Raw genomic sequence first — 12,062 nt, forward strand, 5'->3', positions numbered from 1 at the left:
CCACTGGTGGCTGTGCTCAAACCGCTCGAAGTCGACGTCGACAGACTGTCCACTTCGCTGTTCACCGTACTCAAGCCCGTGGACAGGCTCGAGATGCCGCTCGTGGCCGTGCTCAGCCCTGACGAGGTCGAGGTCGACAGGCTGTTGATGCGGCTGTTCGCCGTGCTCAGGCCCGACGACGTGGACGTCGACAGGCTGCCGACATTGCTATTTGTGGTGCTCAGGCTGGTCGACAGGCTGGAAATACCGCTGGTCGCCGTGCTCAATCCGCTCGACGTGGAAGTCGACAGACTGTCCACTTCGCTGTTCACCGTACTCAAGCCCGTGGACAGGCTGGAGATGCCGCTGGTCGCCGTGCTCAACCCGCTCGATGTGGACGTCGAAAGGCTGTTGACGCGGCTGTTCGCCGTGCTCAGACCCGACGACGTGGACGTCGACAGGCTGCTCACGTTGCTGTTCGTCGTGCTCAAGCCGGTGGACAGGCTGGAGATACCGCTGGTGGCCGTACTCAAACCGGACGACGTGGACGTCGACAGGCTGCTGACATTGCTGTTCGTTGTACTCAGCCCTGACGACGTCGAGGTCGACAGACTGTTGACGCGGCTGTTGGCGGTGCTCAGCCCCGAGGACGTGGAGGTCGACAGCGACCCCACCGCGCTGGCGACCGAGTACAGCTGGCTGCCATTGATCGCATCGGTCGAGGTGGAGTTCACCTGGCCCGCGGCCACATTGGTGATCTGGCGCTCAGCGCCCGCCGAACCAACGCTCACGACGCTGGTCGGTGTGGCGCCGGCAAACCCGGTCAGCGCAACCCCGTTGACCGTCGTACTGGCAGTCGGTACCGCCGCGGCGGTCACGCTGTTGCTACCAAGCGCGACGCTGTTGTCGGTGCCAGCGCTGGCTCCCGTGCCGATCGCCACGGCGTTGGCGCCGGCGCTCTTCGCGCCGCCATCCACCGTCAGGTTGCCGCCGATGGCCACGCTGTTCGTCCCGCTGGCATTTGTCGCCCGGCCGATGGCCACGGCCTGCTCGCCCGACGCGACAGAGCCACCGTTGCCCGTGCCGTCCCCGCCCCCTACCGCGACCGATGAAGTCCCGCTGGCCTTGGCGTCGTTGCCCAGGGCGTAAGCCCCTTTGCCCAAGGCTTTGGCGCCAGAGCCGATTGCCGTTGAGCTGTGAAAGCTCGCCTGGGCGTTGTTCCCGATCGCGAGAGAGTAATCAGCAGTTGCATACGCACTGTTGTTGTTCGCGGTGCCATTGCCATTGCCATTGCCAATGGCGATGGCATTGGTCACCGAGTTCGGCGCATACCCGCCGGCGACCTGATAGGAAGCATGCCCCCCTGTCACGACAGCCATGAGCGTCGCAGCTGCGACTGCCGCCCGCACCAACTTCGAACCGCTCTTCTTCCCCCTCGCCGAAGTGATTTCAGACGCCGCAACCCAGGCCCCCAGGGCTTCATTCCAGATACTTCGGTAAGACTTATTCATATTCTTCGAGCTCGGTTCGCAGAGGGCGGGCGCGGTATCAACGGCGGAGGAGAAGAGCGACGAACGCCCGCGGTTCGTCGCCCCAGCCAGGGTCGTAGTTACCCTGACGTTCACAATGGACGCGGTAATGTACGCAGCCGTTTACATTTGCAGCCATTTCGGACTACCGGAAACCGGCAAATGATGATTTAGTTCACAAACTTTCACGATTGGCGACAAATCCCAGCCCGCCGATGTCGCTGTGGAACGTCGATCCGAACGCCACGCCTAGAATCGCCGCCGCTGTCTGTCACAGCGGTTTTCCTCACAAAAGGTGCCCAATGAAGCCGTTTCTCCCCCGTTTCCTGGCCGCATGCACGCTGGCCCTGGCCGGTTCCTGCGCCCTGGCGCAGGACGGCAACTCCGCCGACGAACTCATCCAGGCGGGCCTCACCAGCCTCAAGCAGATCGATGAGAACCGGGCGGGAGAGATCTGGGACGTCGCGTCGGCGTTTGTGAAGACTCGCTTTCCCAAGGCCGAATTTGTTGCCAACACGCAACGCTCGCGCCAGACCGTAGGGACTGTGGCCCGCCGCGACTGGGCCAGCGTGACGCGCATCCGCTACCTGGACGACAGCGCCGGCATTCCGCCGGGCCTGTACGCCAACGTCGACTTCGCCACCCGCCTGACCAACGACAAGACCGTCTTCGAAAAAGTCAGCTTCCGCCTCGAACCCCAAGGCTGGCGCCTGACCGGCTACATCCCCCGCGAAAACCAATGACCACCGCCTCGGGTGCCGGCCTGCGCATCGGCATCACGATCGGCCTTCACCACGAGGCCGAGACCCTCTGGAACAACGGCATCAAGCAGAACGCCGTGTTCCTGGCAGAGGCGCTGAAGCACTGCCCCAGCGTCGCCTCGGTGGTGCTGGTCAACACCACCGCCACCCCCATCACCCCCGCCCTGCCCTGGGACCAGGCCCGCTGGCCGACCGTGACTTTCGAGGCGGCCAAGGACAGCGTGGACGTGCTGATCGAACTGGGCGGCCAGATCGACGCCGACCAGACCGACCACCTGAAGCGCCGCGGCGCGCGGCTGGTGTCGTACTGCTGCGGCTTCGAGTACGTGCACGCGATGGAGTCGATGCTGTTCGGCAAGCCGCTGTGGGGCCGCAACCTGTTCATCAACCAGCGCTACGACGACATCTGGATGGTTCCGCAGGTGGCCCACATCAGCCAGCCGTACTTCGAGGTGCTGCGCCGCGCCGAGGCGCGCGCCGTGCCCTTCGTCTGGAGCCCGGTGTTCCTGCAAGAGCGCGCCCGCGCCTTGCCTGAGGGCGGCGCGTACCAGCCGCGCAGCGGCCCGCGGCGGCTCAGCGTGATGGAGCCGAACATCAACGTCGTGAAGTTCTGCGTCTACCCCATCCTGATCGCCGAGCTGGCGTATCGCGCCCGGCCCGACGCGATCGGGCTGCTGCAGGTCACGAACGTGGAGCGCATGGCCAAGGACAGCATGGAGTTCATCACGCTGATGAACCAGCTCGACCTGGTGCGCCAACACAAGGCGGTCTTCCTGGGCCGGCACGAAACGCCGGTGTTCCTGGCGCAGAACACCGACATCGTGGTCTCCCACCAGTGGGAGAACCCGCTCAACTACTTCTACCTGGAGACCTGCTGGCAGGGCTATCCGCTGGTGCACAACGCGCACCTGTGCGCGGACCTGGGCTACTACTACGCAGAAAACGACGTGGCCGCGGGCAGCGCCCGCGTGCTCGAGGCGATCGACGGGCACGACGCACAGGCCCAAGCCTACCGCGACCGGCAACGCGCGCTCATCGCGCGCTACCTGCCCGGCGACGCGGTGGCCACGCAGACCTACAACACGCTGCTGCAGGGCCTGATGCAGCGCCCTGCCCGCTAGCCAGGCACCCGACACACGGAGCCCCCCCGCATGCTCGATCCGTCCGAACTCCGGAATTTCTACCCCGTGATCGTGACGCCGAGCCACGACGGCAAGTTCTTCCAGAACTACGTGGCGTCGCTGCTGAACTTCACCGTGAGCGCCGAGCGTGCCGGCATGAAGGTGCAGGTGCTGATGCACCAGGGCGAGAGCCTGGTCACGCGTGCACGCAACAACTGCGTGGCCCAGTTCCTGGCCAACACCGAGTGGACCCACCTGTTCTGGATCGACGCGGACATCGGCTTCTCTGCCGAGGCGGCGTTCCGCCTGCTGCTGTCGGGCTACGACATCGCCGCCGGCGTCTACCCGCTCAAGCGCGAAGACTGGCCAGCCGGCGGCGTGGCGGCCGGCACCACGCAGCAGCAGTTCGAGGCCGCGTTCACGCGCTACACGGTCAACGCCAAGGCCGAAGAAGGCGCATCGCAGATCGAACTCGAGGTGCAGCCCGACGGCTTCATGAAGATGACGGAGGCGCCCACAGGCTTCATGGCGATCCGGCGCCATGTGTTCGAACGGCTCATGGCCGCCTACCCCGAGCTGCAGTACGTGCCCGACAGCATCGGCGAAGCCGACCGCGGGCTGCACTACCGTTTCTTCGACGTGATGGTCGACCCGGTCACGCGGCGCTACCTGTCGGAAGACTACGGCTTCTGCCGGCTGTGGTCAGGGCTGGGCGAGTCGATCTACATCGACGCCAATTCGAACCTGACCCACCAGGGCGCCAAGCTGTACCGCGGCGATTTCGCGCACTCGCTGCAGGCGTCGCTGCCCTATGCGGTAGGCGGCCCCGCTGGGATGGCGATGGTGCTGAAGGGCCAGGAACACCTGAAGCCGAATCCGCCGCCGGGCTGACACCGCCAGCGAACGCTCATGAAAAAGCCCCGCCGAAGCGGGGCTTTTTCATGGGGCCGGCGAGTCGCTCGCCGGCCGCAACGACCCTCAGGCCGTGACCGTATCCGCCACGCCCTTGTAGTCCTCGATCTTGTCGAAGTTCAGGTACTGGTAGATCTGCGCGCTGGACGCGTCGATCACGCCCGTGGCGGCCATGTACTCCTCGCGGGTCGGGATGCGGCCCAGGCGCGAGCAGATGGCGGCCAGTTCGGCCGAGCCCAGGTACACGTTCGTGTTCTTGCCCAGGCGGTTCGGGAAGTTGCGGGTGCTGGTCGACATCACCGTCGCGCCTTCGCGCACCTGTGCCTGGTTGCCCATGCACAGCGAGCAGCCCGGCATTTCGGTGCGGGCGCCGGCGTTGCCGAACACGCCGTAGTGGCCTTCTTCGGTGAGTTGCTGCGCGTCCATCTTGGTCGGCGGCGCAATCCACAGCTTGACCGGGATGTCGCGCTTGCCTTCGAGCAGCTTCGATGCGGCGCGGAAGTGGCCGATGTTGGTCATGCACGAGCCGATGAACACTTCGTCGATCTGCGCACCGGCCACGTCGCTCAGCGTCTTCACGTCGTCGGGGTCGTTCGGGCAGGCCACGATGGGTTCGTGGATCTCGGCCAGGTCGATCTCGATCACGGCGGCGTATTCGGCGTCGGCATCGCCCTTGAGCAGCTGCGGGTCCTTGAGCCAGGCTTCCTGCGCGGCGATGCGGCGTGCCAGCGTGCGGGCGTCGGCGTAGCCTTCGGCAATCATCCACTTCATCAGCGTGATGTTGCTGTTGATGTACTCCTGGATCGGTTCCTTGTTCAGGTGCACCGTGCAGCCGGCGGCCGAGCGTTCGGCCGAGGCGTCGCTCAGCTCGAAGGCTTGTTCGACCTTCAGGTCGGGCAGGCCTTCGATTTCGAGGATGCGGCCCGAGAAGATGTTCTTCTTGCCTTGCTTGGCCACGGTCAGCAGACCCGACTTGATGGCGTACAGCGGAATGGCGTTGACCAGGTCACGCAGCGTGACGCCGGGCTGCATCTTGCCCTTGAAGCGCACGAGCACCGACTCGGGCATGTCCAGCGGCATCACGCCGGTGGCGGCTGCAAAAGCCACGAGGCCGGAGCCCGCGGGGAAGCTGATGCCGATGGGGAAGCGGGTGTGGCTGTCGCCGCCCGTGCCCACGGTGTCGGGCGTCAGCAGGCGGTTGAGCCAGCTGTGGATCACGCCGTCGCCCGGACGCAGCGACACGCCGCCGCGGTTGGCCATGAACTCGGGGAGTTCGTGGTGCATCTTGACGTCGACCTTCTTGGGGTACGCCGCCGTGTGGCAGAACGACTGCATGACGAGGTCGGCCGAGAAGCCGAGGCAGGCCAGGTCCTTCAGCTCGTCGCGGGTCATCGGGCCGGTGGTGTCCTGCGAGCCGACCGAGGTCATCTTGGGTTCGCAGTACGTGCCCGGGCGCACGCCCTGGCCTTCGGGCAGGCCGCAGGCGCGGCCGACCATCTTCTGTGCGAGCGAGAAGCCCTTCTTGGTGTCGACCGGGCTTTGCGGCAGGCGGAACAGCGTGGAAACGGGCAGGCCGAGGGCCTCGCGCGCCTTGGCCGTGAGGCCACGGCCGATGATCAGCGGAATGCGGCCGCCGGCGCGCACTTCGTCGAACAGCACGTCGCTCTTGACCTGGAATTCGGCGATGACCTGGCCGCCCTTCAGGGCCTTGCCTTCGTAGGGACGCAGCTCGACCACGTCGCCCATGTTCATCTGCGTCACGTCGAGCTCGATGGGCAGTGCGCCCGAGTCTTCCATCGTGTTGTAGAAGATGGGAGCGATCTTGCCGCCGAGGCAGACGCCGCCGAAACGCTTGTTCGGCACGAAGGGAATGTCTTCGCCGGTGAACCACAGCACCGAGTTGGTGGCGCTCTTGCGCGACGAACCCGTGCCGACCACGTCGCCAGCGTAGGCCACGAGATGGCCGCGCGCGCGCAGGTCTTCGATGAACTTCACCGGGCCGCGCTTGCCGTCTTCTTCAGGAACGATGCCGGGGCGGGCGTTCTTGTGCATCGCCAGGGCGTGCATCGGAATGTCGGGACGCGTCGTCGCATCGGGTGCGGGCGACAGGTCGTCGGTGTTGATTTCGCCAGCCACCTTGAAGATGCTGACGGTGATGCTCTTGGGCACTTCCGGGCGGCTGGTGAACCACTCGGCATCGGCCCAGCTTTGCAGCACGCCCTTGGCGTGGGCGTTGCCCTTGTCGGCCTTTTCCTTGACGTCGTGGAACTGGTCGAACATCAGCAGGGTTTTCTTCAGGCCTTCGGCTGCGACAGCGCCGACTTCGGCGTCGTCCAGCAGGTCGATCATGGGGCTGATGTTGTAGCCGCCGAGCATGGTGCCGAGCAGTTCAGTGGCGCGGGCGCGCGTGATGAACGCATTCTTCTCGGTGCCGTGGGCCACGGCCGCGAGGTAGCTCGCCTTGACCTTGGCGGCGTCGTCGACGCCGGCGGGCACACGGTAGGTGAGCAGGTCCAGCAGGAAGGCGCCGTCCTTGGCATTCGCGCTCTTCAGGAGCTCGATCGCTTCGGCGGTCTGCTTCGCGCTCAGGGGCAGCGGCGGGATACCGAGCGCGGCGCGTTCGGCAACATGATCAACGTAGGCTTGCAACATCTTCTTTTCTCCGGAAACTAGGCTATCGGGTGTGCGCAGCGGTCTCGAGCGGCCAAGCAAGAGCCGCGCCGCACCCCGGGTTCGGTGCTCTTCTTACTTCTTGGCTGCGTCGGCACCTTCGAAAAGGGCCTTCGGGGGGTTCTTCTTCATCTCGTCGGCGAAGGCGACCTGAGCGGCGGTCTGGCATTCGTCGGCGATGCGCAGGCCGGCCTTCTGGTTCATCAGCATCGACTTGTTGCCCAGCTGGAGCCACATGGCGCCGGCACGCGGGTCTTCGAGGCGGATGGCGCCGGTGCGGCTTTCGACCGGGTGCATGCGGTACTTCAAGCCCTTGGTGGTCACGTTGAAGAAGCCGGGCTTCTTCTCGTCGGCCGTCACGGTCACGTCGGCGCCGAGTTCGCACTGGGCCTTGCCGGTGGACACGCGCTGCGCCACGGCCAGATCGGCGTCGTTGAGCACGACATCGGTGTCGGTGTTGATCGGCGTCACTTCTTCGACGGCCTTGGCGGCCTTGCGGGTCACCTGGCGCTTCGGCGGGGTCTTCTTGGCTTCGGCCTTGACGGCAGCCGGCTTGGTGGCGGTGGCGTTCTGCGCCACGGCGGCCAACGGCAGGGCCAGGGCAACGGCGGCGATCAGTGCAATTTTCTTCATGTGCGGGGTTCCTTCAGGCTGATTCAGTGGGTTTCAGGAGACCGCGATGCAAACCAGGCTTTCGCCTCGGAGGGCAACGCGCGCCCTGTTGCGTGGGCGCGCGTCAGGACCTGCCAGAAGTGGCGGTAGCTCGCGCGGTCGTGCAATGTGCCATCAATTTGTGTCGGTGCCCAATCCGCGTCTGCGGCTTTTGTAATGATTTTTGTGGCAATTTGAATCTGCGCCTCGTCGGGCGCGAAGGCCTCGAGGATCGGCCGGATCTGGTTCGGGTGGATGCTCCACATGCGCGTGTAGCCGAATTCGGTGGCCGCCTTGCGGGCCGCGGTGCGCATCGCATCCATGTCGTTGAACTCGGTGACCACGCAATGCGAGGGCACCTTGCCGTAGGCATGCGCGGCCGAGGCCAGTGCCAGCTTGGCACGCACGACCAGCGGATGGCTGAACTGCCCCGCCGCGCCCATGCCGTCGGCGGGAATGGCGCCGGCATGCGCCGACACGAAATCCATGAGGCCGAAGCTCAGCGACTGCACGCGCGGATGCGCGGCGATCTCGAAGGCGTTGTGCACCGCCAGGGGCGATTCGATCAGCACGTGCAGCGGCAGCGCGGCGGCATCGGCGGCGTCGAGCGCGGCAACAGCCTGACACACATCGGCCACGGATTCGACCTTGGGCACCATCAGGTGGCTCAGGCGATCGCCCGCACGACCGGCAATGGTGATCACGTCGCCAGCGAATGCGGGGTGATCGACGGGATGCACGCGCACGCCGACGCGCATGCCGGGCTTCGCGGCCAGCGCCAGCTCGGTGACGAGCGCGGCATGCTCCGCCTCGCCGCCGACCGGGGCGCCGTCTTCGCAGTCGAGGGTGACGTCGAACACGCAGGCGCCGAACTCCTGCGCCATCTCGGCCTGGAGCGCGAGGCTCTTCTTCATGCGGGCTTCGACGCCGCTGTAGTGGTCGCACACCGGCAGGGTCACGGCGCCGGCCTGTGCGCCGAGCAGCACGTCCGCGGGATGGGCGGCGTTCTTGGTGGTCATGCGTCTTTTTTCTTGTGCGCCACGATGAACATGCGCGGAAAGGCCAGCAGGCGCTTGCCGTCGGTGCGCACCGGGTAGGCCTCGTCCACCCGGCGTTCGTATTCGGCGAGGTAGCTCGCCTGCAGGTCGGGCGGCAACCGGTCGACGAAAGGCTTCAGGCCCGTGCCGCGCACCCATTCGACGATGGAGGCGGCATCGGCCATGCGGTGCTGATAAATGGTGTGCCAGACATCGACGTTGGCCGCCTGCGGCGCCAGCAGGTCGTAGTAACCGCCGAGCGGCAACAGCAGAGTGCGCAGCTTGTCGGCGTCGCCGATGGGCTCGGCCCAGGGCGCTTCGGCCGCCACCGCCCGCATCAGGCGGTGCGTGGGCTCCTGGCGGTTGTCGGGCATCTGGACGGCGAGCACGCCGCCCGGGGCCAGCGCGTCGAACAGGCGGGGGATCAGCGTTTCGTGATCCGGCACCCATTGCAGGGACGCGTTGGCATAAATGAGATCGGGCGCTTCTTTTTCACGCGGCGCCCAGGTCGCGATGTCGCTCAACTCGAAGCGCGCCGCCGGCAGGCGCTCGCGCGCGCTGACCAGCATGGCTTCGGAGTTGTCGGTGCCCGTGACCTGCGCCGTCGGGAACCGATGTGCCAGCAGCTCGGTGGAATTGCCCGGTCCGCATCCGAGGTCGACCACGCGGGCGGCCTCGGCAAGCGGGACCCGCGCCAGGAGTTCCTGTGCGGGCCGGGTGCGCTCGTCCTCGTAGCGACGGTAGAGCGCGGGGTTCCAGTCGAGCATGCTGGCGGGTTTGCTTTACAGCAGGTGGGCGACGCCGGCGCGTTCGCCTTCGAGCTCTTCGAGCGTCTTGTTGATGCGTTCCTGGCTGAATGCATCGATCTCGAGGCCTTCGACCAGCTTGTACTCACCGTTTTCGCAGGTGACCGGGAAGCCGAACATCACGTCCTTCGGAATGCCGTACTGGCCGTCCGACGGGATGCCCATCGTGACCCACTTGCCGTTGGTGCCCAGGGCCCAGTCGCGCATGTGGTCGATGGCGGCGTTGGCAGCCGAAGCAGCCGACGACAGGCCGCGGGCTTCGATGATGGCCGCGCCGCGCTTGCCGACGGTCGGCAGGAAGGTGTTGGCGTTCCATTCCTGGTCGTTGATCATCTTGGCGACGCTTTCGCCGTTGATGGTCGCAAAGCGGTAGTCGGCGTACATCGTGGGCGAGTGGTTGCCCCAGACGGTGAGCTTTTCGATGTCGGCCACGGCCTTGCCGGTCTTGGCGGCGATCTGGCTGGCAGCGCGGTTGTGGTCCAGGCGCAGCATGGCGGTGAAGTTCTTGCGCGGCAGGTCCGGTGCCGACTTCATGGCGATGTAGGCGTTGGTGTTGGCGGGGTTGCCCACGACCAGCACCTTCACGTTGCGCGAGGCCACGGCGTTCAGCGCCTTGCCTTGTGCCGTGAAGATGGCGCCGTTGACGGCCAGCAGCTCGGCACGCTCCATGCCGGGGCCGCGGGGGCGCGAACCGACCAGCAGGGCGTAGTCGGCGTCCTTGAAGGCGGTCATCGGGTCGCCGTGGGCTTCCATGCCGGCCAGCAGCGGGAAGGCGCAGTCGTCGAGTTCCATCATCACGCCCTTGAGCGCCTTCTGGGCCTTCTCGTCGGGGATTTCGAGCAGTTGCAGGATGACCGGCTGGTCTTTGCCGAGCATTTCGCCGGAAGCGATACGGAACAACAGGGCGTAACCGATTTGACCGGCGGCACCGGTAACGGCAACGCGGACAGGCTTTTTGCTCATGGGAAGACTCCAGAAGGTAGTGAAACGGGGCAGCGCTCTCGTGGGGCGCCAGCGGTCCTGCGGGGGGAAGCTTTCCCGCGGCGCGGGACCGGGCCGCATTTTAAGCCGATTCGACAAAGGCCGTCTTATGTCTTATATAAGATATCCTCTGGGGGTCCGCCACGGCGCACCCCACCGCTGCCATGAACACGCCCTCCACCCTCGACGAGCCCACGACGCCGTCCTTCAGTCCGCTCTACCAGCAGATCAAGACCCTGATCCTGCAGAGCCTGCAGGCCGGCGAGTGGAAGCCGGGCGAGCCCATCCCCAGCGAGATGGACCTGGCCGTACGTTACCGCGTGAGCCAGGGCACGGTTCGCAAGGCGATCGACGAGCTGTCGGCCGAAAACCTGGTGGTGCGCCGCCAGGGCAAGGGCACCTTTGTCGCCACGCATGCCGAGCAGCATGTGCAGTACCGTTTTCTGAAGCTCGTGCCCGACGCAGGCAGCCCGAGCGCCGAAGGCCCGGCCGAGCGCACCATCGTCGACTGCAAGCGCCTGCGCGCCTCGGCCGACGTGGCGCGCGCGCTGAGCCTGCGCACCGGCGACGCCGTGCTGCAGGTGCGCCGCGTGCTCGCCTACGCCGGCGTGCCGACCATCCTCGAAGACCTCTGGCTGCCCGGCGCGCCGTTCAAGGGACTCACGGCCGACCGCTTGCGTGCCTGGCCCGGCCCGATGTACGCGATGTTCGAAACCGAGTTCGGCGTGCGCATGGTGCGTGCCGAAGAAAAGATCCGCGCCGTGCTGCCCGATGCCGAACAGGCGCAGCTGCTCGACGTGCCGCTGCAGATGCCGCTGTTGAGCGTGGAGCGCGTGGCGCACACGTACCACGACATGCCGATGGAACTGCGCCGCGGCCTGTACCGCACCGACACCCACCACTACCGCAACCAGTTGGGCTGATCCGATGGCGCCGAAGAACCTCGCCCGCGCGGGCACAAACGCGCACACTCAGCCCGCGCAACGCAACCTCAATCCCCGAGCATCCGACTGCCGCAGTGCGTTGACTCCTGTGCGTCCGGTGCGCGATGGTGCATTGCAATAGAATTTTGCGTTGTTTGCATTCCGCAGAAGAAACAAAAGCGTTCGCTCTCAGAACAAGCCAACAAGTCACAAAGCCACGAAAGCCATCTCCCTATGACAGAGCTTGCAACTCCCCCCCGGCCGCCGCGTCGCGAATTCCGGAACATCAACGCCTTCACCGATCTCACGACCTACCGGCTGCCGCCGGCCGGCATCGTGTCGATCCTGCACCGCGTGAGCGGTGTGCTGATGTTCCTGCTGATGCCCTTCATCATCTGGATGTTCGACACCTCGCTGTCATCTGACTATTCGTTCGCGAAATTCAAGTCCGCGTTCAACATCGGCATCGGCTTCGCTCCGGGATGGTTCTTCAAGCTCGTCGCACTAGCGCTCATCTGGGCCTACCTGCACCACTTCATCGCCGGCCTGCGTCACCTCTGGATGGACGTGAGCCACTCTGCCGTGACCAAGGAATTCGGTCACACCTCCGCCCTCTTCACGCTGGGCGCGAGCATCATCCTCACGCTGGTGCTGGGCGCCAAGCTGTTCGGCCTGTACTGAAAAGGAGCCCC

10 protein-coding genes and 2 pseudogenes are annotated in these 12,062 nt (G+C 65.8%); 5 read left to right on the plus strand and 7 right to left on the minus strand.

The window, feature by feature from the left end; genetic code table 11:
• Positions 1–1,292 (minus strand): annotated as a pseudogene (locus tag AC3WQM_RS21170) (hemagglutinin); the annotation flags it as partial.
• Positions 1,293–1,409: 117 nt separating this feature from the next.
• Positions 1,410–1,490, minus strand: a pseudogene (locus tag AC3WQM_RS21175) (ESPR domain-containing protein); the annotation flags it as partial.
• 320 nt (positions 1,491–1,810) lie between these two features.
• Between AC3WQM_RS21175 and AC3WQM_RS21180 the strand changes: the two are divergent.
• The 3 genes from AC3WQM_RS21180 to AC3WQM_RS21190 are packed head-to-tail and all read left to right on the plus strand — an operon-like array spanning position 1,811 to position 4,281.
• Positions 1,811–2,251, plus strand: a complete 441-nt coding sequence (locus AC3WQM_RS21180; protein ID WP_492681448.1) for a DUF4019 domain-containing protein — start codon at positions 1,811–1,813, stop codon at positions 2,249–2,251.
• Positions 2,248–3,390 carry a DUF2827 domain-containing protein gene (locus tag AC3WQM_RS21185; RefSeq protein WP_492681450.1) on the plus strand — a complete coding sequence of 381 codons (1,143 nt, stop codon included), beginning with the start codon at positions 2,248–2,250 and terminating at the stop codon, positions 3,388–3,390. Before AC3WQM_RS21180 ends, AC3WQM_RS21185 begins: the two co-directional genes overlap by 4 nt.
• 30 nt (positions 3,391–3,420) lie before the next feature.
• On the plus strand, positions 3,421–4,281 hold the full coding sequence (locus AC3WQM_RS21190) for a hypothetical protein (protein ID WP_492681452.1): 861 nt from the start codon (positions 3,421–3,423) through the stop codon (positions 4,279–4,281).
• A gap of 87 nt (positions 4,282–4,368) precedes the next feature.
• Here AC3WQM_RS21190 and AC3WQM_RS21195 read toward each other — a convergent pair whose 3' ends face one another.
• From AC3WQM_RS21195 to AC3WQM_RS21215, 5 genes are all read right to left on the minus strand, one after another.
• Positions 4,369–6,954: a bifunctional aconitate hydratase 2/2-methylisocitrate dehydratase gene (locus AC3WQM_RS21195; protein WP_492681454.1), complete on the minus strand. Its 2,586-nt coding sequence runs from the start codon at positions 6,952–6,954 to the stop codon at positions 4,369–4,371.
• Between the two features lie 93 nt (positions 6,955–7,047).
• On the minus strand, positions 7,048–7,605 hold the full coding sequence (locus AC3WQM_RS21200) for a hypothetical protein (RefSeq protein ID WP_492681456.1): 558 nt from the start codon (positions 7,603–7,605) through the stop codon (positions 7,048–7,050).
• Between the two features lie 23 nt (positions 7,606–7,628).
• The gene (locus tag AC3WQM_RS21205; protein WP_492681458.1) at positions 7,629–8,642 is read right to left on the minus strand and encodes an HpcH/HpaI aldolase/citrate lyase family protein; all 1,014 of its coding nucleotides are present in this window, start codon (positions 8,640–8,642) and stop codon (positions 7,629–7,631) included.
• Entirely contained in the window at positions 8,639–9,427 is a 789-nt protein-coding gene (gene tam, locus AC3WQM_RS21210; protein ID WP_492681460.1) for a trans-aconitate 2-methyltransferase, read from the minus strand. The genes AC3WQM_RS21205 and tam overlap by 4 nt, the downstream gene beginning before the upstream one ends.
• A gap of 15 nt (positions 9,428–9,442) precedes the next feature.
• Positions 9,443–10,429 (minus strand): malate dehydrogenase, encoded by a 987-nt coding sequence (locus tag AC3WQM_RS21215; RefSeq protein WP_042578072.1) that lies wholly within the window; start codon positions 10,427–10,429, stop codon positions 9,443–9,445.
• A 182-nt stretch (positions 10,430–10,611) separates the two neighbouring features.
• On the opposite strand from AC3WQM_RS21215, the gene AC3WQM_RS21220 reads away from it, so the two are divergent.
• Both AC3WQM_RS21220 and sdhC read left to right on the plus strand, forming a co-directional pair.
• Complete coding sequence (locus AC3WQM_RS21220; protein ID WP_099795598.1) at positions 10,612–11,370, plus strand: GntR family transcriptional regulator; 759 nt, start codon at positions 10,612–10,614, stop codon at positions 11,368–11,370.
• A 234-nt stretch (positions 11,371–11,604) separates the two neighbouring features.
• The gene (gene sdhC, locus AC3WQM_RS21225; RefSeq protein ID WP_492681462.1) at positions 11,605–12,051 is read left to right on the plus strand and encodes a succinate dehydrogenase, cytochrome b556 subunit; all 447 of its coding nucleotides are present in this window, start codon (positions 11,605–11,607) and stop codon (positions 12,049–12,051) included.
• The last annotated feature ends 11 nt before the right edge of the window (positions 12,052–12,062 follow it).

It is taken from the genome of Variovorax sp. FW301-JW7, from assembly GCF_058788795.1.

What these genes read in the sequence shown, in the direction of transcription:
- AC3WQM_RS21180 (WP_492681448.1), top strand. Translation starts at nt 1,811, where the DNA reads ATGAAGCCGTTTCTCCCCCGTTTCCTGGCCGCATGCACGCTGGCCCTG.
- AC3WQM_RS21185 (WP_492681450.1), top strand. Translation starts at nt 2,248, where the DNA reads ATGACCACCGCCTCGGGTGCCGGCCTGCGCATCGGCATCACGATCGGC.
- AC3WQM_RS21190 (WP_492681452.1), top strand. Translation starts at nt 3,421, where the DNA reads ATGCTCGATCCGTCCGAACTCCGGAATTTCTACCCCGTGATCGTGACG.
- AC3WQM_RS21195 (WP_492681454.1), bottom strand. Translation starts at nt 6,954, where the DNA reads ATGTTGCAAGCCTACGTTGATCATGTTGCCGAACGCGCCGCGCTCGGT.
- AC3WQM_RS21200 (WP_492681456.1), bottom strand. Translation starts at nt 7,605, where the DNA reads ATGAAGAAAATTGCACTGATCGCCGCCGTTGCCCTGGCCCTGCCGTTG.
- AC3WQM_RS21205 (WP_492681458.1), bottom strand. Translation starts at nt 8,642, where the DNA reads ATGACCACCAAGAACGCCGCCCATCCCGCGGACGTGCTGCTCGGCGCA.
- tam (WP_492681460.1), bottom strand. Translation starts at nt 9,427, where the DNA reads ATGCTCGACTGGAACCCCGCGCTCTACCGTCGCTACGAGGACGAGCGC.
- AC3WQM_RS21215 (WP_042578072.1), bottom strand. Translation starts at nt 10,429, where the DNA reads ATGAGCAAAAAGCCTGTCCGCGTTGCCGTTACCGGTGCCGCCGGTCAA.
- AC3WQM_RS21220 (WP_099795598.1), top strand. Translation starts at nt 10,612, where the DNA reads ATGAACACGCCCTCCACCCTCGACGAGCCCACGACGCCGTCCTTCAGT.
- sdhC (WP_492681462.1), top strand. Translation starts at nt 11,605, where the DNA reads ATGACAGAGCTTGCAACTCCCCCCCGGCCGCCGCGTCGCGAATTCCGG.